Below are 23,817 nucleotides of genomic sequence, written 5' to 3'. Positions count from 1 at the left end.
AGGACTGCTGATCCAACATCCCAATAAGCACGTTACATATGGACAACCAATACTATTTTAAAATCGATCTACATTAACTCAGTACCATGCGGATTCCAGCACGTAGCGTCTTCTCGATATATTTTGCCTTATTGGCGATTGCCACCTTCATAGTCTTCAGACCTCAAATGAACCTATGGCTAGGGTATATTCTTCTCGTGGGGATATTCGCTTGGACAACGCTTGCAGTTTCAATCGGCCGACTCACCGATGTTCAGATCCTGTCGCTGATTCTCTTGACTGTACTTCTCGCGAAGTTGATCGTCGTGGACCCGGTTGAGATCGGCCTCTACGGACATGATCCGTATAATAATCTGCTGCTTACAACGGAGTTACTGGAGCATACTCCCGGATATAGTACATTTGAACACAACTACTCGTATCCGCTAATGTATATGCTAACTGCCGGCCTGTCCAATTTCATCCCCCTGGAAGTGGCTGCAAAGTATGTGCCGTTAGTTAGTCTCATAGCTCCCGTTGCCCTGTTTTTGGCGTTGCGGGATGTGATTTCCTCGTCCGGAGCGGGCTTGGGAGCACTCATTTTCGGCTCGACACGAACGCTGATCGGGTTTCAATCGAAATTCGTCCCCGAATCGCTCGGAATTGTCTTCGTTGCCCTAGTCATCATGCTCACAGTGTGGAGTCGGTCGAAGCGAACCGATCTCCTGGGGTTTATATTCATTTGTGCGGTCACACTCACTCATCATCTATCGATTTCGATGTTGTTGATTTCGTTGCTTTGCTGGTCTCTTGCGGTTAGTATCGGTGCATTTGGCTTGACTCCGGACCGGCTGAAGACAATTGCTCAACCCCGGTCAAGTGTTGGCCCGTTCGTTATATTTGGGATACTTTCATTCACCCTGATTTTTGTTTTCTTGACACTGGATTTCTCCGAATGGATAATCGTGAGCGTAATCAAGTCGGTGGTAACGTCGACTGGCGGCGAGGTGGCAGGGATTAGTGGGAGTGCCGGCGGCGTCCGCGAAACGATTGCGTCGATGGCAATAGTCGTTCTCGGTCTTTTCGCGAGTATCATCGCGTGTGGAATCGTATCAAAACGCAGGCTCCCCGAGTGGGTACAGGGATTAGGAGCAGCGGCCGGCGTGGTGGCGATTCTCTACGCCGTCTCGCTGTCGATGGGGCGTTTGACCGCGGTCGATCCGATCCGGTTTCTCTCGTTTCTCCTCATTCCACTATCCGCGAGTGCAGTCGGCATTATATACACATCGGCAGACCGCAGACCGATGAAAACGTTGCTAATCAGTCTCCTTGCAATACTGTTTATTGTCACACAGGTAGCGTCGATCGCCCCCTGGGTGATGTATTCAAACCCGGATCGGACATCTGTTACTGAAGGCCACTACACCCGACAACAATGGTCGGCAAGCGAGTGGATCTCGGCGTATGAAAACCACGCGATCTACGTCTGGGAGTCCGGACTCTGGAAGTTCGCTACGGATGACATTCGAGCGATCAGCGAGACAGACACTTGCCAAGGCTATCGCGTCGATCGTGAAGAAGCACCCCCCATTGCAGAGCGACGGAATCACAAAATCTATTCAGCGGGGGCTATATCGTTGGAATTCTGTAATTGATGTACCGTCGTAGAGACGCGCTCGAGTCGACGATCCGTGAGAAGTCCACTACAGATATCCAAGAGCCGAAAGTCGCTCCGCTGTATTGTCTATCTGCTCTGTTGACATCTCGACGTCCGGCTGCCGTGTCGACTGATCGCTAGCTGTCGTTTTCACCCAGGGAACACGTTTCAATGCCGGGTGAGGGATCCCTTCACCATGGCCTGCAAACGGTGGTCGGCCGAACATTTCGCCATGATCCGCGGTGATGAGGACATCGCCGTCGAAATTCGCCAGTAGAACGGCTACCTGATCTAAGGCATGCCGGAGGTTGTCGAGGTACGCTTCCCAGACGGCATCGTCGTTGCCCTCACCGAGGTGTCCAAACGGATCGCTGTCGATTTCAGTGGCCGGATTCCCGGCGGCGGCGCGATGGATATACGGTTGGTGAGGCTGCATGTAATGAGCGAGCACGCGTTCCGCGTCGTTTTCCCTGCCCGCCTTTATTGTCAAGTCAGTCAGCTCTTTCGGGCAGAACGCGTCGACACCGTTGATGTCTGTCAGTTGCTGATGAATGACCTGCTCGAAATCCGCCTCGGTGACGGTTGAACGGTAAAGCAATCGGTCGACCAATCGATTGTCGTTGGCCCACGTTCCCTTCGTGACCGTCCAATTGGAGAACGGGACGTCCTCCCGGAGGACATCGTTCTCCCAGCCGTTGCCAGTGATGTAGATCGTTTCAGCGATCTCACTTCGGTGGGTTTCCTGGAACGTATTCACCATCCATTCTTTCGACGACGAGCCGAGTGATGTGGCGGTCTGGATGTCGGTAAGAAACGCATACTCGTCCGCGACTTGCTCTAAGGCGTCGACACGGCAGCCATCCAGGATGATCGCTAAATCCCATTCCACGTCGAAAATATTGGCCCCGACTTCGACGTAGGAGGTGAGGGTCATCCAGCAAACAAAGTAGCAGGCATAGATGTTTTTGATGGTGCTAAATGTTTTTGATCCCATAATATGGGTATTGGAGTGAACTCATAAATATCCCCGAGCCAAAGGATAGCGCTCAGATAAGCACCGGCCAAAGAGTCGGTTTCTGCTTCCGAGCCAACCGAATCTTGGTGGACTGAAAGAACGGGGCTGTCGAGGACTTTCTAGCTCTGAACAACACTGCTGACGCCATATTTGAGCACTACCCGCCACAGGCTACGCCGTCGTCCGAGCTTTGAAAGGACTTAAGCTATCGGATTCGCTCCGGTAGTCAATTGCTTGTACCGGAGCGTTCGGACGCAAACCGGCCACTATATATCCTGAACAACCGATAACATTTGTTCCCGGATAGTTCTACTAACTGCGGTGAGGAAAACATAGAGGAGTGCTGAAAGACCGACAATCGCTATGAGTGCCAACGACTTGTCAACATTAAATAGAATCTTAATGGAAAATAAGACCCCACCCATCCCAACAGCAGCCATTGTACAGATCAACAGTTCCCGGACGGGAACATGAATCCGCATGTAATGACGAAGCCAATGTAAGTGCAAGGAGAAATTGACGGTTTCGGCCAGCATCGTGGCGAGTGCAGCACCAACAAGTCCGTATCGCGGAATGAGAAATATATTAAAGGAGAGGTTTGCTACCATGCCAGCTGCGGTCGATTTTGCTGCAAGATCGGGCCGATCAACTGCGTGCATTGGAGAGATTAGGACATACGATATTGCTCGTTGTATCTTTTCAACCATTAAGATGCTCAATACAACCCATCCAACAGAGAATTCTGGCCCGAAAACGATGGTGAGTATCTCATCCCCAAGGATTGTTGCCCCAACAAATGCCGGAATGACAAAATATAGAGATGGTGTTAGATATTGGGTTACCAGTTCTTCCAAGCGCGAGATATCTTCCCGACCCCCCTCAGCATTCATGATTGGAAATGCGACCTTTCGGACTGCTCTGCTAAAAATCAAACTCGCTGTTGTAACCATCCAAGCGACTTCGTATGCTCCTACAGCAGCATTTGTCATAAAATACCCAATCAGAAGAACATCCATCCAATTATATACAACACCACCTAAAGAACCAACATAAGACCATAGTGAATAATCAATGAGTTCCCGGATCCGCCTAGGGGTCGGAACAGATGGCAGTACTTGCACGATCAGGAGTGCCGCAGACATTACTGTGAGGTGAGCAACAACATACGCATATATCAAACCAACAACCCCATACCCAAACTGGAGTGCAGCAGATCCAAGAACTAACCATGTCCCCTGTTTCAATACCTGAAATACGGCGGTCTGGCCGACTCGTTGGTCGCCTCTAATCACCCCTTGTAATACCAGAAAGACTTGTTGTGAAACGAAGGCGACAATAATCGCACCAACAGCAGAAATGCCAAGATAGTCGTTGATTTGGGGCCTGAAAATTATCAATCCGACCGCAATGAATAGAGCGGTGCTTACTTTTATGATCAGACCTGCGCCAAGAGATTCTCTAATTGAATTCCCGCTACTAATGCGCTTTTCGACACCAACACTGACGCCAAAATCACCGATCGATGTTAGAACCGAAAGAACTGATTGAAACAGAAAAAAGATCCCCAGTGACGCAGCTCCCACTGCTTGAGCAAAGAACGTGACTGCAAGAAGTGAAAGAATTGTGGCGCTGACAGAGGAAGCTACCAGTTTCCCGATCGTCCTTGGAACATTCATTTATAGCCGAGAGCAGTCAACCGGTCATCGATAACTTCATCAGTCATCTGGTGGTCCGCCGATGTTGGTGGCTGTTCAGTAATAGTCCTCCGCTGTTCCCCGTGTATCTCAACCCACGGTACCGTGATGAGATTTGGATGATATATGAAAGGAGGGTGACCGTATGTTCGGATTGGAACGGGCCTTGTTCTCTCACCGACAAGATTTCCGTGATCTGCGGTAACGACGGTTTTTCCCTCCTTTGAGAGATAGTCGACAAGTGACGCAACAAGCGGGAGTACTATCTCCAGATTCTCCACATACGCGCCGATCACGTCGTCTAGATCAAAATGTCCGGACCAAATACCAAACCACGGGTTCGGCGCAGTGCCCTGTTCATCAGCAGGGAGATGCATCTCTATCCCTCCATGATCAAACGTTTGCCCTTGTGGTCCGATAAACGGGAAATGTGGCTGCATCATATGGAGAATGACTCGCTTGTTTGGAAACTTCTCAGTCATCTCTTTCATACTCTTGATGGCGTCCGCCGGCAGGACTGTATTCAGATCATTGTCCCAATCAGTCTTTAACAGATTTTCAATATGATGGAAATCTAGAGTATGATATTTTATATGTGGGTTTGAAGTTACGTAGACAGTGTCATGGAGTGTCCGGCCGGCAAACGTTTTTTCAATGAAGGTGCCACTTTCGCTGGCTGGGCTAGTTATACTTTTCACATCCCACGTATCCGGTGCTTTATCCACCATCATATCATACCGACATGCATCTAAAATAATCAGAAAATCCCAATCTTCAGCCATCAAGTCAGTACCCTCCACACCGCGACACTTATAGTAACATTTATTAATGGATAAGGAACGATGCATGAATCTAGATTTCACATATCCAGGGATACGACGATACAATTTCGGGTTTTTCCGTAGGCGATTGAGCTGGTGAAGCATACGAACAAAAATATCGTTATATGGTTTTCAATCCTGGATGGTTGTCATCAACCATACACCAGATATACATCTGCCATTTGTCCTGTTTAGAAATGTTATCTATAAATAATTAGTGGTAGCAGATAAGGATGAGATGTGGATGGCACCTATTGATCCCCCATACACACGACCGACCATCCAAAGAGCTTGCTGATTGTTCGGGGAACGTTCATCGATAGATCACTCTGGTGACCACACACTCAGGCCAACTTGCCGCAAAATGGGCTCAACGAGCGAGAGGAGGCTTGCTGCGAGTGCTTTCGTTGCCTTCGGAGAACGGGGATCGATCGCCGCCGCCGAAAGAAACCCACGGCATGCACGGAGATAATAGCCGTCGATAAACTCATGGCGGGCGACAGCGAACCGAAGGGCTTGCCGGAGAGACGGTAAATACTCCGTAAATTCGGGGAGTTGGGCTTCGATTTTCTCGGCAAGTTCGTGACCTGACCGGATGTGCATCTCGAAGGTCGTCTCGTTGGTCAGGCCACGGCCGTGCTTGTTGATCTCGACGAGATCCGGGACAAAGCAGACTCCGCCCTGGCTGGTTGCCCCTAGCATGAACAGATGGTCTTCACGACGGTCGAGGCCTTCATCAAAGCGAACAGCAACTTGGTCGCTGTCGATAATGATAGACGACGTAAGTGAAAGTATCTCGTTGGAAAGAACCCCCCGGACGAACGCCCGCTGTGAGATCGGCGGTCCCTCAACACAGAGGCCTGCATCGGTCTCGCCGAGTCGATCAAGCTGGCGCTGGAGTTTGTTCGGTTTCCAGACGTCGTCAGCATCCAGAAAGGCGATATAGCGCTCAGTAGCTTCATCCAACCCTTTGTTTCGAGCCCACGCAGGCCCCTGCTGTTCGAGATCGTGAACAACGTACAGTTCCGTCGAAACCGATTGCTGTGATGCAGATCGCGTCGCGCGGGCTAACTGTTCAGGTGCGGTGTGTGTCGGACTATACGGAATGATAACGGCAACCTGCACCATTACCGGGTTAGTCATCAGTTGGACAATTAGTTCTATTGATTTGCCATTCGTATCTTCCAGACTGGATGATTGGTTTTGAGAGCAGTTGATCGTGGCAAGCGCTCGCCAGCGGCTGAGTGAATCTATCGCAATCTGAATCAGAGCCCTGGATAGCCCAGAGCGGTTGCGCATCGCACGGGAAAACGTGACGGGCGCGATTGATTCTCCACCAACACTTTCAATGTCGTCTCCGACAACTGCAGTATAATGCGAGCCACGCGTCGCTTCGGTGCCAGTTGTGCCACGATCGCCATCCTCCCAGCACTGGCGGTCGTGTTCGCTGCGCCGACGTTACTTTCGGGTGCTGTCCTGCTTTCGGCGTGGCTCCTGACCGAGCAATACCGCTTTACCCGCCGGCTCGCACGCACGGTCGAGACGACGACAGTCGACCAGATACTCCCCCAGCATCGCGAGTCGGTCAACGCATCGACGACAGTCACGCTCCGTGTCCAGCGAGAGTTCACGGCGCTGGAGATGGAGATCGCGCCCGAAGCCCCGACCGGGGTGCGAGGTGAGCCGGGGAGACACACCGTAGCCCCAACCGACAGCGAAATCACAGCCACGTTCGAGCTTGCCTGGCCGGTCGCCGGGACGTTCACACTCCCTGCACCCACCGTCACGCTCCGGGACCGGCATGGCCGCTTCGAAGAGACGGTTTCGATCGGAGCCACACCCGAACTCGTCGTTGATCCACACGTTCCCCGGAATCTCCGGGTCGGTGCCGGCGGGAGCGAAATCGCCGCAACGTACGGCAGCCGTCGTACCCGACGCGGCGGGAGTGGTCTCGATCCGGCGGGACTTCGGAAGTACGTCCCCGGCGACCCCTCGAACCGGATCGACTGGAAGGCAACCGCCAGACTCAACGAGACGTACGTTCGGGAGTTCGAGGCCCAGGCCGACCGCGAGACGATGCTGGTCGTCGATCACCGCGCCACGCTTGCCGATGGCGAGGAGGGCCGGACGAAGTTCGAATACTTGCGGACGATACTGGTAGCGATGACCGACGTCGCCGAGCGACTCGACGATCCGATCGGACTCACGACGCTCGACGAGGGCGGAATCACCGCACGGGCCACTCCATCACTCACACGAGATCAGTACGAGTCGATCCGAACCCGACTGTACGAACTCACGCCGTCGGAACGACAGTCCCCAAGCGACCGGAAACACCGAGCCACAAGACAGGCGAACACGGTCGGAGCGGTGCTTGAAGGCGACACAACGACGTATGGAACGACGCTCCGGCCCTATTACGCCTCACGCAAAGCACACGTCGAACGGGTCACTGACGAGCCGCTGTTCGGGGCAGTCAATCAAGTGAGCAACACCGAAGAGACGCGGTTGTTCGTGATCGCGACTGACGACACGCATCGAGAAGAACTGCAAGAGGCCGTGAAACTCGCGGTCCAGCGCGGCAATCAGGTCATGGCCTTTCTGACCCCGAACGCACTGTTCGAAGCGTACGCACTCGCGGAGATGGAAACGACCTACGGGAGATACGTCGCTTTCGAGGAGTTCCGAGGGAAACTCGACCGGTACCCACGGACCCAAGCGTTCGAGGTTGTGCCGGGTGATCGGCTCGACGCGACATTGCGTGCCGGCCGCTCACGACGGAGCCAGGAGGTCCCCCATGAGTCATAGCGAAACTCCCGGGGCGCCCATTCCCAGGCTTGCCGCAATCCTGGCTACACTCGGCTGGCTCGCTACTGGGCTGGGGCTGGGATCAGGCAGCCCCGTGATCGCGGTGGCAACGCTCGGTGTTGGAATCCTCCTATGGATGCTCGACGCACGGATCGCGGCGGTTGCACTGACACAAGTCGGTGTCGGAGTCGTCGCTCCGAACGCCCCGCTTGGAATGATTGCAATCATCGAAAGTGGACCAATACTCCTGGTCCTGGCAGTGCTCGCAGAACAGGGACTCTCGATCCACACGATACTCACCGGGACGGGGTTCGGCGTTATCCTCTCGGGCACAACACTGGTGGCGTTCGTCTGGAGCGAGTCGGTACTCGTCGCGGCGGGCGTGCTCTTTGTGGTCGTCGCCACGAGTAGTTACGCCATCCATCGGTACGAGCTCGTTGCGCTGGGGCTCGTCGACGGTGAGACAGGATGAGTATGCACACACCGGAGGACACGGTCGAACCGAGCAGGCAATCTGACGACGGTGGCGAGTCTGACAGAGTTAGTGAGGCCGAGCTGGCGGTCTTGCGAGCCGAGAACGACCGGCTCCGTGAACAGTTCCAGCAGGCCAAACGGACCACCTATCGTCGAACCGCCATCGCGTTCGTTGGGATTGGGCTCGTCTCGTTCGGTGGCGCTTTGCTGCTCCCGAATGTGCAGACGGTTCTCGCTGCGTTCGGTGCCACTGGAATCTTCGCGGCAGTCCTGACCCGATTCATCACGCCGGAAACGTTCCACGCGGCCAGCGTCACCGAGCGGATCTTCGACGCGACTGCCGAGAACGGGGCCAGTATCGTCACGGAACTCGGGCTCCAGGAGACACGCCTCTACGTACCCCTCGGCGAACGGGACACGCGGTTGTACGTCCCGGCTCACCGCCACTATACGATCCCCGACGGACAGGCCCTCCGGTCGGTGTTCGTCGTGACCGGCGACGAACGCGAGCGCGGCGTTTCGCTGCACCCGACTGGGGGACCACTGTACGAGGAGTTCGAAACGATAGCAGCCGAAACAGCGGATCTCGAACAGTTCACGACCCAGCTAGGCGATGCCGTCGTCGAGCAGTTCGGGCTGGCACGACGCGTCGAAGCGACGATCCGCCCGGCGGAAAACGAGGCGCGGTTCGAGATCGCGGGGAGTACGTGTGGTCACGTCGGGGCGTTCGACCAACCAGTCGTCTCGCTGCTTGCAACAGGGCTCACGAGACATCTCGAGGAGCCGGTGCGGATCGAGTTTCCCGACGCTGCCGACGGGATCGTGCGGTGTGTCTGGGGAGACACAAGCGACCGTCCCGACGCGGTCGACTAATTGCGCTCCGAGGGCCGTTGGAGCCAGGCGGAGCGGGAATCCGACCGGACCCGCAAGATCGCCCAGACGATGGCCGCGAGGGCGACGAGGGCGAACTCGAAGCGGACGGGGCCAGTCAGCTCGAACTGCTGGAAGTGCGCGAGAAAGCTCCGGCCAGTCTCGTATTCCGGCAGTGGAAGAGCCGGCCAGGCCAGGTACGAAAGGTCGCCGTAGACGCCGTCGACAAACGGATAGAGCCCATCCCCGAGGACGTGGGTGACGTGACCCAGCGCGAATCCGATGACGGCCACCAGTTGAGACCGACTGACGGCAAGGCGAAGTGCGATCACCAGCACGCCAACGAGAACCGGCCCGGTCGTGAGCAGCGAGTGGGCCAGCGAACGACCGGCCGGCAACAACGGAACCGTCCAGGCAAGCGGTTTGTCGATGAGGTCGGGAAACTGGGTCCCGATCAGCACGGCCACAACCGGCAGTCCGTACCGACGGTCGCCGGTGATCGTGGCGATCCCGACGTAACACAGATATCCGACGGCTGCGTGTCCCCACGGCCACATTACTATTGAAGCCGGCATCCCGATTGAAAGCTCTTGGTTTTTGCACAGATTTCGAGATGATTTGAATCGCAGCATCTAACCGGTCGCGCCACGCTGGTCCCATCGTGACAACGAGGCGACGGCAACAGTATCTCGTGGGCGTGCTCGCCTGGGCAGTGAGCGCGCTGCTCGTCCTCGTGACGTTGCAGTCACTCTCCTATGAGCTGTACTTCGTCCTCACGCTGATCGGCGTCCTCGTCGTGACTGCACTCACCGCCCCGTTCAATCTCACGCCGCGGTGGCGAACCCGACTCAGGTGGGTGATCCTGCTCGGCCTCGTCGTTTTCACGTATCTCGTGTTCAGACGGGTTCTCGCGGTCCTCCCACAGGGGGTGTTCCGATGAAACGCTTGCGTAACGTCACCGTTCCGGAAGCCGTCGCTTTGGCCCTGACGATCGCCGTTGTCGTTGTGATTCTGTTTGGCGCCGCGACGTCAGCGACAGCCTTCGGCGCGTTCAACTACGGCTGGGATGGGACGGCGGATCTTCGAGCGGTCGCCGATGCAACCACCGACAGTGCCGTCCTCGGGAACACGAGCACGTACGACCGATTGCCGGGGAATGGGACGCTCGCAGTCGTCCTCGGCCCGAGCGAGCCCTACACGTCTGCGGAACTCGAACGGATTGACGCCTTCGTCAGACGTGGCGGAACCCTTCTCGTCAGTGGAGACTTCGGACCCGGCGCGAACGAGGTGCTCGCCGGAATCAAGGCTACGGCCCGGATCGATGGGACCGTACTCCGTGACGAGCGCAATCACGGGCGCTCGCCGGCCTTCCCGCTGGCGACGACCGTCAGTGAGTCGGCCGAGGGCAGAGTCGACGGCGTCGAGGGCGGGATCGATGGTGTCGACGAACTCGCGTTGAACTACCCCTCGTGGGTGGTGATGCCGAACGGCACGGATGGAGCTATCATGGCGGAGACCTCAGCGTACGCCTACGCCGACGAGAACCGGGACGGTGACCTCGACGACGAGGAGTCGATGCGAGCGTATCCGATCCTCACGCGAGAGTCCCTCGAGAACGGGACTGTCCTGACCCTCAGCGATCCAAGCGTGTTCATCAACTCGATGCTCGATCGCGGGGACAACCGGGCGTTCGCACAGGCGCTGTTCAGTGCGAGCGAGCGGGTGCGGTTCGATTACACTCACTCAGGCGAGGTGCCCCCGCTCGTCCAGGCACTCGACGTGATCCGGTCGAGCCCACTCGCACAGTTCTTGTTCGGAACGGCGCTCGTCGGTGGCGTCGTCCTGCTACGCAAGTGTGGACGGGACATCCGCGATCGGTTCGGTCGGCGCTCACCGACGGTCGAGGACATCGAGCTCACCGAATCGGAAATCGTCGACCTCGTTTCGAAGCGACACCCGGACTGGGATCGCGATCGCGTCACCCGGATCGCCACACAGCTCGCTGCGCGGCGATCCGGACACCAAGAACCCGTCGACGACGACCCCTGATCGCCGGAATCAACCTTAGTCGTCGGCCGGCGCGTTGCCGTCGTCGACGAATCCTTGCCTGACCGCGGCGATCGTATCCTTGATCCGGTCCGGGGAGACGGTTTCCGGGGCGAACACCGCCTGTTCGTATAGGGCAGTCACCCGCTGGAAAGTACTCGACTGCTCGGCTGACAGCGTGTCCCTAACAGCACGATAGCGCTCGCGCGGCGTTCGGTCCGGACGCGTGTCCGCGGAAGCGTATTGGCCGACAACCGTGTACAGAGAGACGACGGCTGCGTCGGCCCCATCGCGTTCCAGCACCGTCTCGACGTCCGCTAAGGTCACCGTGGTCGGTGCCGGTGACTGTGTGGTCTCCGTCTCGAATTGATCGGACTGTGGCGCTGGTTCCGCCCGTGTTGGCGAACGCCGACGCCAGAAATACCCGGCGACGAGCAAGCTCGCGACGGAAACGACGCCAGCACCCACGACGATCGGATTCAAGAGGCGACCCCACGGTAGTCCGGCTAGCCCGCCGCCCGAATCATTCGGCCCCGCAGCCCCTTCCTGTCCGTTCAGTCCCCGCGGTGTCAGCTCACCGATGGCGCTCGCCTGCGATGGTCCCAGGTTCGTGGTCGGTTGGTCGTAGACGGCGGTGACGGTCACTGCGTCCCCGATCGCTACACCGTTCCCGTCGGTCGAGGCGGCGAACCAACCTGACGCGTTGGTTCGGACGGTCTCGACCACTACTCCGTCGACGCTGAGATCCAGGGGTTGGTCCGGGACCGAACCACCGTCGACAGTCGTCAGTCTGCCCTGAACGCGAATCACGCTGCCGTTGGCCGTATCGAGAGACAGCGTCGTCGGCGTCGGTTCGACGATGACCCTCCGAGTCGCGCTCACCTCGGAGAGTGCCTGTCCGGCCGCCCCAGCGTGGGCGGTGAGTTCTATCGTCCCGTTTTGAACGGTTGCCGGGAGTCCCACAGTGGACTGAAACGTCCCGGATTCGGTCGTTCGGCCGGTTGCAAGTGTCGTTCCGTCCAGCGTGATCTCGACTGGCACGCCACCGGCGGGGCGATCACTCACGGTGACATCGACGGCGACTGCTCGCGACTCGTCGTACGCGATCCGGTCGAAGACGGCAGCGAATGTAATCCGTGGCTCGATCGAGGAGATATCGGCGGTGATCGACGTGGTAGCGGGGAGATACACCGAGGCGTCGTCGGGGGTGGCAGTGACCGTGAGGTTCCGGACGCCAGTTTCGAGGTCGGTCGGACGATGGGTGAGTCGGAAACTCCCATTTGCCGCCGTGGTCGTCTGGGAGCCGGGACCGGGGGCAGCCAGCGCGACCGCGGTGTCACCGACGGCTGTGCCGTTGGCCGCCACGTAGCGCCCCGTAATTACGAGTGGCTCGTCGTAGGACGCTGTCGGCGAAACCGACGTGATTCGAAGCTCCGTCCGGACCAGGGAGAGATCTACCACCCGTTGGGCGTCTGCTACCGTCCGGTTTGTTGTGTCCAAAACAGCCTGCCGTCCGTCGTCGAGTGAAGCCCCAGTGGCATTCGATAATGCGTCGTATCGCCCAACGAGAGTCCGGCCGGTCTCGTTGATTGCTGTGGCCAGTCGTGCGAGTCGCTTTGCGAGTCGACGGGCCCGCTCAATCTCACCCGCCTCTCTGGCAGCCTGATACGCCGCGGACAACCGTTCGAACTCGCTGACTTGCGCAGTATACTGTTTTTGGGTCTGGTGAGTCTCGTTGAACGTCCTCGCGACCTGATCGTCCTGCGGGGAATCGGTGTCACCCGCAACGTTGACGTACCGGTCCAGGTCGTCACCGAACCCCTCGCCTAGCACCGAACTCGCCAGCTGGTAGTTGCTCTGACTCAAATTGATCGCGCTGCCTTCGAGCCGTCTCGCCATCGATCCGGCGAGCCAGCGTTTGACTGCAGACGGGGACCCGTCCCCGGACACGTTCGTCGGGTTTCTGTGATGGTCGGTCCGATTCTCGCTGGTGCCGTTTTCCGCCTCCCCGGCGGGTGATTGCTGTACGATCGTCCCGAACGACGGGGATTGCTCCGCGACCGGCTGGGCCGCCGTGACATCCCCGGTAGCTGCCGCCCCGACAGTGATAGCCATCCCACTGACACCAATGATGAGACAGCAGACAACAGCAATCCACCGGGCGTGTGCAGTCACACTCGAATACACTGGTTCTGACACCCTGTTTGTTTCGCCCGTTCGGTCAGCGATGTACGCGCCACGCCGGATGGCAAACATATTACTGTCATCTCAACAGAACTGTAGACAATGAGTGACGCGGAGGCAGTATATGATGCGCTGCGTGAGGAAATCGGGACTGTCCTGGTCGGGAACGAAGGGATCGTCGAGCGGCTCACCATCTCGTTGCTGACGCGTGGTCACGTGCTACTCGAAGGGGTCCCGGGCGTGGCCAAAACGACCATCGCGAATCTGTTTGCGGAAGCCAGCGGATTGACGTACAAACGCATCCAGATGACGCCGGACATCCTCCCGGCGGACATCACGGGGACACGGATCTATCGCGAACCGACCGGCGAGTTCGAACTCCAGCGGGGGCCGATCTTCGGGAACATCGTCGTCGCCGACGAGATCAACCGGGCGACGCCGAAGGCACAGTCCGCACTGCTCGAGGCCATGCAGGAGAGCCACGTGACGATCGACGGCGACACCCTCTCCCTGCCGGATCCGTTCATGGTGATTGCGACCCAGAACCCCATCGAGATGGAAGGGACGTTCGAACTCCCGGAAGCCCAGCGCGATCGCTTCCAGTTTAAATTGCTCGTGGATATACCCGATCAGCACAACGAGCGAAAGTTGCTCGATCGCTTCGATGCGAACCCGCTGCTCGATGCAGACCGTATCCAGCAGGTCATCAGCGAGGAACGTATCCGTTCGCTCCGTGAGCAAGTGACCGAGCAGTACGTCGACGACACCGTCAAGGCGTACATTCTCGGCATCGTCGAAGCCACCCGGTCCTCACCCGACATCGACATCGGGGCGTCACCACGAGCCACGCTTACACTAATGGACGCCGGGAAGGCTCGCGCAGCGATTCACGGCCGGGGGTACGTCCTCCCCGACGACATCAAGCAGCTCGCCAAGCCGGTCTTGCGCCATCGTTTGATCCGCAGCACGGACGCCGAGTTGACCGATCGAAGCATCGATGCAGTGATCGATTCGCTTCTGGAGTCAGTGCCGGTGACGGACGTAGCGGAGCCGGATGACACGGCCCAACACCGGCAGGACAACGAAGTCGAGCCCTCGTCGAAAAGCTAGTCAACAGGTTTTCGACGGGCCGGGCGGACGGACGATCGTGATCGGATCCGGTGCCGAATTACTGTAGATCCGATCGTTCACCTGCAGGAACGTCGAGAGTCGGGATGGATCGATCACGACAGGTTGTTGGGGAAACACCTGTGCGCCGGTCGTTGTCCAGGAGGACTGGACGACTGTCGGGCAGTCTGGCGGTGGCCCGCCCGTGATCCAGTCGAAGACCGGTGTGACGCGGCGGACCGCCGCGTTCGCGCCCGATGAGTGGGGCGTGAAGTACCGGGAGACACGCGAGATGTGATCGTCGCTGGCCCACTCCGGCAGCGACGAGACGCTGAATGTCGCGGCATCGAACTCCCCGGCGGTCGTGACGCCCTTGTACGGAAGATACTCTAAACCACCGAACGCGACCGGGATGGAAAGCGCCATACAGCCGACGAGCCCGACGACCGTTACCGTCGTCAACACCTGTCGCCACGACGGGGACGACACCGTCACGGCCACGCGATGGAGGAGCGTTCCGACCCCGACCGCAGTGAAGACGGCGATCGGCAGATGAAGGAACGTCTGGACACGATACGCGGTGTTGTAGTATTCGGGGGTGAGCGCCGCCGTAAAGGACATCCCCGCGATGGCGAACCCGGCACCGAGCAGTGCCAACAGCGCGACCCATTCCGGGGCCGAGCGGTCGCCCAGGGGGACCGCCCAGGCCGCGATCGTCAGTGGAACCAGCAGGGGGGCCACCAGCAAGACGACTGTCTCGGGCGTCGTCCCCATACCCGGAAACACGGGCTGGACAGCGTTGACAGCCGCGATCACCACGAAGCTCGCGAAGGTCCCGGAGAGCAACAATCGCTGTGTCCGGCTTCCGAGACGGGCAAAGCGTGCCAGCACCAGGCCGACGAGAAGCAGCCAGGCGAGTAACAGTCCGGGGGCATAGCTGACCCGCTGTGACTGGATAACGGTTGCCGGCGTGAACGCGGGGATGCCCCACGAATAGCCGACGAAGTAGCCCAGAAAGACGACGGCAATCAGGCTCCCGACGCCGAGATTGCGAGCGCTGAGTCGACGAACAACGACGAACAGGACGAGGACGAACAGCGCGACCACGCTATCGAGATTGTGCAACGGCGGCAAACTCAGGAGGAGCATCCCGAGAACGAGATACCAGCGGCGGTTTGCAGTCTGGACCGACCGAGCCAGGACGAGTGCAGCGAGCGGGACGACCAGGAGCCCGATCGTCTGTTCGTCGACGGGCATCGACCGGTGGAGATAGACGCCATCGACCGCGAGCAGGACGCCGGCGAGCAAGCCGGCTAGCCGGCGTTCCGAAAGCGACCAGGCGAATCGGCCGGTCAGTCGATGCGCGAAGACAGCCCCGACGAGAGAGGGCACTGCCCCGACGATGGCGATCATCGGCTGTGAGAGATATCTGGCCGGGTGGCCGACGACCGTCTCCCAGAGAGCGAGCATCGCCGTGAAATGAACGCTATCAGCAGGGAGTCCATCTATCGGCAGGGAACCAGTACTGATCGTCTCCCTGACGAGGCCAGCGTAGACAATGCCGTCGGGGTTGAACGGGAGCGGCGACCGGTACAACGGCCCCATCCGAAGGGCAACCGCGACGCTGAACACGGCGAAAAGCCCGAGGACATACTGGACTTTCGAGGGACGGGCGAGCGCCCCGGTGACGGTTGCGTCGGCCGGCGAACCACCATGGGGACCAGTCATCGATCGTCCCCTCCCGTCCGCTCGCCAGTGAGTGCCCTCGCCGGGGGTGGCCTGAGGAGTGTCGCCGTGGCGAGGACCGCACCGAAAACCACGAGACTGAGAACGGTTGCCATGCCCATGACAACGACCCAGGGGACAAACAGCGGCCGGATCGAAACGCCGAACACCGTCAGCACGTCGGTCCAGGTGAGCCCCGTGAGGACGAGATAGGCCAGCGGAAACGCCACTCCCAGCGCGGCCGTGCCGATCACGACGGCGTCACGGACCACGAGCGTGAAAACCTGTCGCGGCGTCGCCCCGGTCGCCCGGTAGATGCCGATCGTCCGCCGTCGGGCATGAATGCCCCGGGAGAAGATCGCCGTTAGCCCACCGACAGTCATGAGTGCACCCAGGCTGACGATCGCGCCGACGAGAAGCGTGAGATTCCCGAATAGCAGCGACACGGCGCGTGAAAACGGCGTACTCCCCTGTTGGCCGTGAGTTGCAAGCGCGGCCACGAGTCGCTCGTCACCCGTTACGACCATCGACCGGCGGGCGAGTACAGCCCCCGCCTCGTCGGTGACTGTGACGGCGTATTCGCCCGGCGGCTGTCGTGATAGCTGTGCCGAGACCGTCGTCGTGGCCCCGGGATCGAGCGTAACCGCGCGCTGGTGGCTTGTTGTCGGCCCCCGGATCGTCAGCGTCGTCGAGAGTGTCCGATTCCAGGGGTTTTCGAGCCGGACGCTGGCAGTCGGTTGAGTCCGGAAGCCGGGCGATTCGGGTTCGATCGAGAGAGCAGCCAGAAGTGGGTCCTCGCCCCCCGATCGGTCGCTGCGTCCCGTGACGGGTTCGGTCACCTCTCGGCTCCCGGCGGTCACCGAAAGGTGAGTCCCGCCGGGCGGAACCGTGATCCGGGCGACGCCAGCCGAATCCGTTCGAACGGTTCGGTTCCCCAGTGTCACGGTCGCATTGGCAACCGGCTCACCGGTTGCAGTGGCGACTTCGACCCGTGGTGTGCTCCCGACGCGGACCTGCTCGGGGAACCAGACCCGAAGTGCGTCCGGTTTTTCGACCGTGATCGACTGGTTCGTGGATCCGACGACAAGCGACCACGAGCCGGGTCGTCCGATCGACAACGTCACCGATCGTTCCGTTCGACCACCCGGCGGGACGGACAGAGTGACGTTCCGGGACGCGTTCGCCACCCGGATCGTGATCGACCGCGTTGCGTTCGTCCGGCCGAGGTTGATCGCGGTGATGCTCGTCCGGAAGTTCCGGCCCTGAACGACGGTCCCCGGCGTGGAGACGTCGACGACTTCGATCCCGCTGCCGGTTACGTCCGGCAGCCGGGAGGCCCGGACGACGTGGACCTGGCGTGGCCCGCGTGTGCTGAGGGTACGTCCGGTCGACAGCGAAACCAGCAGTTGGCTCCCGTAGAACCCCGGCGCATCGAAGACCCCGACGATCGTCGTTCGGGTAAACGCCGACCGCGTGCTGCCACCCAGCAGGACGGTGTCGCCGACTGAGAGATTTCGCCGCGCGGCGATGGCCGCACCGACGACTGCTTCGTCCGACGACCGCGGGGCGCGACCGGTCACCAGCGACGCGTCCGAGACAGTCGCGAACGACGAGAAATTGACGCCACGCATCAGCGTCGGTTTCCCATCGGCGATCGAGAACAGCAAGATCTCCGGACTCGCAGCGATGCCCCGGCCCTCAAGGACGGTCGCAAACGATTCCGGAACCTCGCTTGCGACGGGATGACTGGAACCCGGCTCGGCGATCGTCGCGGCTTCGGAATCGACCATCGGGGCCATGGCCGTGCCCGCCGAAACGAGGACGATCAGCAGTGTCAGAAAGACGGTGATCGTCGCGATCGTCGGGATCACCGCCCGAAAGCCCAGCAACGTCGGACGGAGCCAGCCCGGCAGTCGGTCACGAACCCCGCGACCAGTAGTGGGGGCATCGCCACCTGACGAGCGGATTTGAACGGGCGCCAGTCGGCTGACCGGTCGAGACGCGAGATACCCGGCCAGTGCACCCGTTAGCAAGACGCCCCCGTACAGGGGAACCAACACGTGCAGTACCGGCCAGGAAAGCGAGAGGTTCAACGAGACGGGGACCCCAAGAAAGACGGAGACGTTGACCGCAACGCGAGCGGCGATGAGCCCGACCGCATAGCCGATCGTGATCCCGACAAGCGTCACGATCGTGGCCCGGGCCGTAAACAGCGCGCGGACCGCCCGCGGGGTTCCGCCCGTTGCCCGGACGACCCGGATCGTCTTCGCCCGGTCCCGGACGCTCATGCGAGTGACGCTGAAGACGATCACGCCCACCAGGCCGGCGACGCCGGCGACGATGACGCCGAACAGCGACAGGGCGTCCCGCGTCCCACTGACGAAAAAGTGTGCGGCCCCGCGTAGCGGGATCGATCCGCCACGGACGCCCGTCCGCTCGACGGCGTTGGCACCGGTCTCGACCACGACAGCGCCGTCGGTAGTGAACTGTTCGACGAGGGTGCTCTCGGCGAGGTACCAGCTGTCGGGGATCACCCCGATGCTCGGCCTCCCCGAGATTTGGATCTGTTTCACGGTCGTTCCCCGGACTTCGACGGTCCGTGGACCGTTCGTGAGGGCGCTCGCGAGACCGGCATCCGGCGTCGCCGCGGTGATCGTCTCGTTGGCCCCCGGTGGAACACCCAGGACGGTCACGTTCGTGCCGTCGATCGGTACCGTCGCGATCGGAAACACCGCGTCACTCCCGGCAGTTCGGGCCGCCGACTCGATCGACTGATACCCGGTCACGTAGCCCGTCGTGTCGAAGTCGGCAGCGATCGTCCCCAACTGGTCGGTCGCACTCACGAGGAGCAACGCGCTCCCGGTCAAAAATGCGATCGAGACGCCGATGACAACCATCGACAGCCGATCGCGGCGCGAATACCGCGCCAGCAACTGGCGTCTGTGACTCATCACTCCAGACCCGGTTTCTCCTCGCCCGTCTCGAGTCGATGGAGCGTGCCTTCGGCAAGTCGATAGACACGCTCGAAACGGGAAGTGATTCGTCGGTCATGACTCACAGTCAACAACGTCGTCCCCGCGAGTTCCTGGGCCTCGAACAGCAGCGCGATGACGCGATCGGTCGTTTCCGGGTCGAGTTGCCCGGTGGGTTCGTCGGCGATGACGATCCCGGGCTTGTTGGCGACCGCACGGGCGATCGCGACCCGCTGTTTTTCGCCACCCGACAGCGTAGCGGGATACTGATCGCCGATCCCGCCGATCTCCAGGCGCTCGAAGATCGTCTCCAGCCATGCAGGATCGTGTCCGCCCCCGTGACTTTGTGGGAGACGGGCGTTCTCACGGGCGGTCAGGTCGGGGACCAGTTGGAAATCCTGATACACCATCCCGAGTCGGTCCCGCCGGAAGAGCGCTCGCTCCCGTCTCGAAAGGTTCCGTACGTCGACGCCGTCGATGTGGAGTTCACCCGACGAACAATCGGACAACAGGCCGAATACCTCGAACAGCGTCGACTTCCCGCTCCCGCTTTTTCCCTGTATGAGAACCGTCTCGCCATCTCGAACAGTCAACGAAAGGCCAGCGATCACGTCACTGCTCCCGCGTCTCACCCGCAGATCCGTCGCGGCCAAGACGGTTCCAGACACAGTCCATACTCCGTCCCGCTCCAATATCAATTGTATGGAAAGATCGGTCACGACCAGCCCGGAAGGCGAAAGCGGTGTGGCTGTGGGGTATGACGAGTGGGCGGGTGCTGAAGCTGACGGCGATCCCAGCCCACCGGACCCAATATAAATCATTATATAATTGGATATTGTTCTTCAAACATATTATTTTGGAGTCAGAACCGAATATGAGGATGTAATGAGTATATCATCCAAAAATCTATTGCATTATCGGAATCAATAATAACGGCAGAGGGCTTTTATCCGTAGTTCGGCGACCTGTGACTGACGAATGGTCGAAATCCTGGGCGAGATATTCAGTTCGTATATGGATATTCACACGTTTCAGCTCGGCGTCCTTCTCGGACTGCTCGTGGTTTTCGCCTACAGGGACGACAAGCGAATCGCGTACGGGCTGTTATTTTTCGGCGTGTATTTCGCGTTCGGAAACGCCGCACACATCGGCTGGGGCGGGATCAGCCGAAAGCCGTGGTACTTTCTGACTGGGGTCTACATGACGACTGTCCTTGGGTTGGGAGTCCAGTCGGTGGCTGGCTCCCTCCTGAATCGGTTCAGACGATCGAATCGTTCGGCAAAGAGGAACGGCGTACGTCGGAATCGGTTCTGACCGGTTGTCAGTCGGCTCGAAAGTCGTGTCCCCGAGCCATTGCGGTCCCCCCAGGCACGCATCATAGGCCACCCATCTGCTCAGTGAAAGCAGGGCCGGGCCGTGAGTTCCCCGATACGTGAGCATATCAGCATCCAGAGAATAGATCGAGGTGGTACATCGGCCGGACACACCCATCGATATCGTGTCCGTGCACCAACTATTTTATAGGATGAGGGGCAAGCCTTCGACAATGGGACTGCGGGGGGTGCTAGCGGGGGTGGGAAAGGCAGTCATCGCGATCTTCCTGGTCGCGATGGTCGCCGGGCAGGTGCTCGGCCAGCCGGTGCTACTGGGATACGTCACGACGGGGAGCATGGAACCGACACTCGATCCGGGGGACGGGTTCGTGGCCATCCCGTCGGCGCTTGCCGGACCGGTCGAAAAAGGAGATGTCGTTACATTCCAGGCCGAAACAATCCAGGGTGGCGGACTCGCGACCCATCGCGTCGTCGAGAAAACTGACCGGGGATATATCACCCGTGGCGACGCCAACCCGTTCACCGATCAGGACGGCAACGAGCCGGTAGTCAGCGAGACACAGATCGTCGCCACCGCGTGGCAACCGGGCGGGAATGTTCTCTCGATCCCTGCTATCGGCACGGCCGTGAGCACGATCCAGCACGTCCTCGGGACACTCCAACGACACCTCGCCACGCTCCTGGGCATCCGGTCGCTGCTTGGGACGCAGGGACTGGCCTATCTGCTGGCCGGCGCATCGGTACTCGGCTACGTGGCCGACGTACTCGTGGGCAGCGACCGATCGTCGGGACGTGACACGTCCCGAAAGACGGGTGTGGACGTCAGATTGATCGTGGGGATCTTCGCAGCCGCCGTGGTCCTGTCGGCCACAGCGACGATGGTTCTGCCCGCCGGCCCACAGGAGTTCGGCGTCGTGAGCGCCGAAAGCGACGCCCCAGGGATACGAGTCATCGAGCAGAACACGACCGAATCAACCAGATATCAACTCGGGAATGGGGGGTTCGTACCGATGGTAACGTATATCGAACCGACAAGCGAGAGGATCGATATCGAGCCACAGCGGACAGTCATCGGGGGGCACTCGACCGTCAACGCGACGCTTCGCCTCTCGGCCCCGCCCGAAACTGGCTACTATCGTCACTACCTCGTCGAACATCGGTACCTGCTCGTCCTCCCGGAAGGGATGATCGCCACCCTGTATGCGTTCCATCCGTGGGCGCCGATCGTCGCAATCGATCTCCTGCTCGGTGGATCGCTGTACCTGCTCGGGACGGTCGTGGTCGCCTCGGGCCGGGTTCGCTCCCGATCCCGCGAGACGCCGTCCCGGCTCAAACGCGTTCTTTCCCGCCGGTGAAACCCCGATCCATCCCCAACCATTATATCATAGTCATCGGAAATTGAACTTATATGCGCGATCGGGGGCGGGGGCTTCGGATCCGGAGGGGTATCGCCGACAATTTCACGCTGGTCGTCGCTGTGGTGGTGATGGTCGGTGCTGTGGGGGGGTATCTCACGTATACGACCCATGCCAAGCCCGGGACGGAGACCGTGACGGAGACGGTATCCGAATGGGAGTCGGCCGGCGAGTTTCACCATCACGCGACCGTCGTGAACGGAACAGCGGCGTTTGAGACGGGTGAAAGGCTCGAAAACCGATCGGCGTACTTTACGCAGACGACACCCAGATTGGCGGGGGCGCTGACGTACACGTACACCGCAACCGACGGCGGTGACCTGAGTGTGACTGTCAGGACAGCTCTGGAGCTCCGATCGGCCGAGAGTCAACGGGAGGCGTCCGAAACGGTCTACTGGGAGATAAACCGACAGCTGAACCGGGACCACCGATATTCGCTATCCCCGGGCGAGACGATCGAGAGCCCGTTTTCGCTGAACGTGAGTGGGGCCGCCGCCGAGGTCGAGCGCATCGACGAGAACCTCGGCGGAACACCGGGCGAACTCGAACTCGAAGTCGTCGCCGAGGTGGCGCTTTCGGGGACCAGAAACGGAAAGGAGGTCAACACCACCAGAACGTATCGCCTGCCGATCGATCCGAGCGGCAGTGTCTATGGTATCGAGGATCCCGGGACGGTCCGGAAGTCGGATAAAGAACGGAAGGAAGTCACTGTCCAGGCGACGTACGGGCCGCTTCGAAAAATGGGTGGTCCTGTGTTGCTCATCGCTGGGCTGGTGGGCGTGTTCGGACTCGGGTACGCCACTCGAACGGGCCGTCTTTCGATCTCGGATCGCGAACGGGAATGGCTCGCGTTCCGATCCGACCGGGCGTCGTTCGACGAGTGGATCTCGACCGGCGCGGTCAGTACCGGCGCCCGCGGCGGGGCGACGGCCGAGACGGACTCGCTTGCGGGACTCGTCAACGTCGCGATCGATACCGACAGCCGCGTCATCGAGGACACGCGAACGGGCGCGTTCTACGTGTTTGCCGACGGCCAGCGGTTCCGGTTCGAACCGCCGGCGAAACCCGATCGGGAACGGGAACATCGGGACCCACTCGTCGAAAGAGTCGCGTCCCACAGTCCGTTCAGTGCCGGCGAAGAGGACACGACCGGGCCCCTCGGCGAACTCGACGGTGAAAGCGAATCCGGCCGTGAACAACCGGCCGACGAACAGAGAGATCCGGACATGGGTACAGAGTCCGACGAGCCAGTGGACGCCAACGGCGATGAAACCGCGGATGGGCCAGCAGACGCCGGCAGTGAGACAGCACCCGACCGGGATGACGAACCCGACAAGCCGGCGGACGCCGACGGCGAAGGACCGCCGGATGCCGGCGAGGAGCCTGACAGGCAAAACAAGGCTGATGAGCCCGGCGAATCTGAGCACGGTGGAGAGTCCGACAGCGAGGCGGAATCTGCCGATCCTGTAGGGGCCGACAGCGAGGAGTCTGACGAGCCAGGGGAAGCAGACGACCAGGAGCGCCCGACACTGAGGGAGCGCCTGACAACACTGCAGCGACTGGTCGGAAGCGATTCAGAGGACTAGCGGCGAACCACCGAAATCGGCTCGTCGCGCGGGCCCGCCGAATCCGAAAGACGGCCCAAAACGGCACTGAGAGGGGTTCGCAAGGGTATTGAGAACCGGTCAAATGTCCACCGAGCGATTTGATTTTTCG

Annotated in this window: 19 protein-coding genes; 10 read left to right on the top strand and 9 right to left on the bottom strand. The window is 59.9% G+C overall.

The features are described 5' to 3' along the window. The first annotated feature begins 86 nt into the window (after positions 1–86). Complete coding sequence (locus SVXhr_RS02740; protein ID WP_275739207.1) at positions 87–1,634, top strand: hypothetical protein; 1,548 nt, start codon at positions 87–89, stop codon at positions 1,632–1,634. Positions 1,635–1,682: 48 nt separating this feature from the next. Here SVXhr_RS02740 and SVXhr_RS02735 read toward each other — a convergent pair whose 3' ends face one another. The 4 genes from SVXhr_RS02735 to SVXhr_RS02720 all read right to left on the bottom strand — a co-directional run bounded on the left by SVXhr_RS02735 (position 1,683) and on the right by SVXhr_RS02720 (position 6,465). Further along, positions 1,683–2,630 (bottom strand): hypothetical protein, encoded by a 948-nt coding sequence (locus SVXhr_RS02735; RefSeq protein ID WP_275739205.1) that lies wholly within the window; start codon positions 2,628–2,630, stop codon positions 1,683–1,685. 287 nt (positions 2,631–2,917) lie between these two features. Then, positions 2,918–4,327 carry a flippase gene (locus SVXhr_RS02730; protein WP_275739203.1) on the bottom strand — a complete coding sequence of 470 codons (1,410 nt, stop codon included), beginning with the start codon at positions 4,325–4,327 and terminating at the stop codon, positions 2,918–2,920. After that, positions 4,324–5,145 (bottom strand): hypothetical protein, encoded by an 822-nt coding sequence (locus tag SVXhr_RS02725; RefSeq protein ID WP_275739201.1) that lies wholly within the window; start codon positions 5,143–5,145, stop codon positions 4,324–4,326. The genes SVXhr_RS02730 and SVXhr_RS02725 overlap by 4 nt, the downstream gene beginning before the upstream one ends. Before the next feature lie 345 nt (positions 5,146–5,490). After that, positions 5,491–6,465, bottom strand: a complete 975-nt coding sequence (locus tag SVXhr_RS02720) for a glycosyltransferase (RefSeq protein WP_275739199.1) — start codon at positions 6,463–6,465, stop codon at positions 5,491–5,493. A 75-nt stretch (positions 6,466–6,540) separates the two neighbouring features. Here SVXhr_RS02720 and SVXhr_RS02715 point away from each other — a divergent pair, with 75 nt between their 5' ends. Genes SVXhr_RS02715 through SVXhr_RS02705 form a run of 3 tightly spaced genes read left to right on the top strand, consistent with a single transcriptional unit; the run spans position 6,541 to position 9,321 of the window. Beyond that, the gene (locus SVXhr_RS02715) at positions 6,541–7,974 is read left to right on the top strand and encodes a DUF58 domain-containing protein (RefSeq protein ID WP_275739197.1); all 1,434 of its coding nucleotides are present in this window, start codon (positions 6,541–6,543) and stop codon (positions 7,972–7,974) included. After that, positions 7,964–8,446, top strand: a complete 483-nt coding sequence (locus SVXhr_RS02710; RefSeq protein WP_275739195.1) for a hypothetical protein — start codon at positions 7,964–7,966, stop codon at positions 8,444–8,446. Before SVXhr_RS02715 ends, SVXhr_RS02710 begins: the two co-directional genes overlap by 11 nt. Further along, positions 8,443–9,321, top strand: a complete 879-nt coding sequence (locus tag SVXhr_RS02705) for a hypothetical protein (protein WP_275739193.1) — start codon at positions 8,443–8,445, stop codon at positions 9,319–9,321. Before SVXhr_RS02710 ends, SVXhr_RS02705 begins: the two co-directional genes overlap by 4 nt. On the opposite strand, the gene SVXhr_RS02700 is transcribed toward SVXhr_RS02705, so the two are convergent. Next, positions 9,318–9,875, bottom strand: coding sequence for a metal-dependent hydrolase (locus tag SVXhr_RS02700; RefSeq protein ID WP_275739191.1), 558 nt, complete (start codon positions 9,873–9,875; stop codon positions 9,318–9,320). The genes SVXhr_RS02705 and SVXhr_RS02700 overlap by 4 nt on opposite strands. A gap of 104 nt (positions 9,876–9,979) precedes the next feature. Between SVXhr_RS02700 and SVXhr_RS02695 the strand changes: the two genes are divergently transcribed. Together SVXhr_RS02695 and SVXhr_RS02690 are read left to right on the top strand one after the other, a co-directional pair. Continuing rightward, positions 9,980–10,258: a hypothetical protein gene (locus SVXhr_RS02695; RefSeq protein ID WP_275739189.1), complete on the top strand. Its 279-nt coding sequence runs from the start codon at positions 9,980–9,982 to the stop codon at positions 10,256–10,258. Then, the gene (locus SVXhr_RS02690) at positions 10,255–11,367 is read left to right on the top strand and encodes a DUF4350 domain-containing protein (protein WP_275739187.1); all 1,113 of its coding nucleotides are present in this window, start codon (positions 10,255–10,257) and stop codon (positions 11,365–11,367) included. Before SVXhr_RS02695 ends, SVXhr_RS02690 begins: the two co-directional genes overlap by 4 nt. A gap of 15 nt (positions 11,368–11,382) precedes the next feature. Here SVXhr_RS02690 and SVXhr_RS02685 read toward each other — a convergent pair whose 3' ends face one another. Further along, the gene (locus SVXhr_RS02685) at positions 11,383–13,479 is read right to left on the bottom strand and encodes a hypothetical protein (protein ID WP_275739185.1); all 2,097 of its coding nucleotides are present in this window, start codon (positions 13,477–13,479) and stop codon (positions 11,383–11,385) included. Positions 13,480–13,650: 171 nt separating this feature from the next. Here SVXhr_RS02685 and SVXhr_RS02680 point away from each other — a divergent pair, with 171 nt between their 5' ends. Beyond that, on the top strand, positions 13,651–14,658 hold the full coding sequence (locus SVXhr_RS02680) for a MoxR family ATPase (RefSeq protein ID WP_275739183.1): 1,008 nt from the start codon (positions 13,651–13,653) through the stop codon (positions 14,656–14,658). Here SVXhr_RS02680 and SVXhr_RS02675 read toward each other — a convergent pair whose 3' ends face one another. The 3 genes from SVXhr_RS02675 to SVXhr_RS02665 are packed head-to-tail and all read right to left on the bottom strand — an operon-like array spanning position 14,659 to position 20,020. Next, positions 14,659–16,383, bottom strand: a complete 1,725-nt coding sequence (locus tag SVXhr_RS02675; RefSeq protein ID WP_275739182.1) for a hypothetical protein — start codon at positions 16,381–16,383, stop codon at positions 14,659–14,661. Further along, positions 16,380–19,331 carry an FtsX-like permease family protein gene (locus SVXhr_RS02670; RefSeq protein ID WP_275739180.1) on the bottom strand — a complete coding sequence of 984 codons (2,952 nt, stop codon included), beginning with the start codon at positions 19,329–19,331 and terminating at the stop codon, positions 16,380–16,382. Before SVXhr_RS02670 ends, SVXhr_RS02675 begins: the two co-directional genes overlap by 4 nt. Beyond that, entirely contained in the window at positions 19,331–20,020 is a 690-nt protein-coding gene (locus tag SVXhr_RS02665) for an ABC transporter ATP-binding protein (protein WP_275739178.1), read from the bottom strand. The genes SVXhr_RS02670 and SVXhr_RS02665 overlap by 1 nt, the downstream gene beginning before the upstream one ends. Positions 20,021–20,330: 310 nt before the next feature. On the opposite strand from SVXhr_RS02665, the gene SVXhr_RS02660 reads away from it, so the two are divergent. From SVXhr_RS02660 to SVXhr_RS02650, 3 genes are all read left to right on the top strand, one after another. After that, positions 20,331–20,666 carry a hypothetical protein gene (locus SVXhr_RS02660; protein ID WP_275739177.1) on the top strand — a complete coding sequence of 112 codons (336 nt, stop codon included), beginning with the start codon at positions 20,331–20,333 and terminating at the stop codon, positions 20,664–20,666. A 232-nt stretch (positions 20,667–20,898) separates the two neighbouring features. Beyond that, entirely contained in the window at positions 20,899–22,041 is a 1,143-nt protein-coding gene (locus SVXhr_RS02655) for a signal peptidase I (RefSeq protein WP_275739173.1), read from the top strand. 53 nt (positions 22,042–22,094) lie between these two features. Then, entirely contained in the window at positions 22,095–23,687 is a 1,593-nt protein-coding gene (locus tag SVXhr_RS02650; protein WP_275739171.1) for a DUF5305 family protein, read from the top strand. Positions 23,688–23,817: the final 130 nt, after the last annotated feature.

Source organism: Halorhabdus sp. SVX81 (genome assembly GCF_029207715.1).
Taxonomy (GTDB): Archaea; Halobacteriota; Halobacteria; order Halobacteriales; family Haloarculaceae; genus Halorhabdus.
Note: the sequence above shows the minus strand (reverse complement) of the source record. Positions and strands in the feature narration are given on the sequence as shown.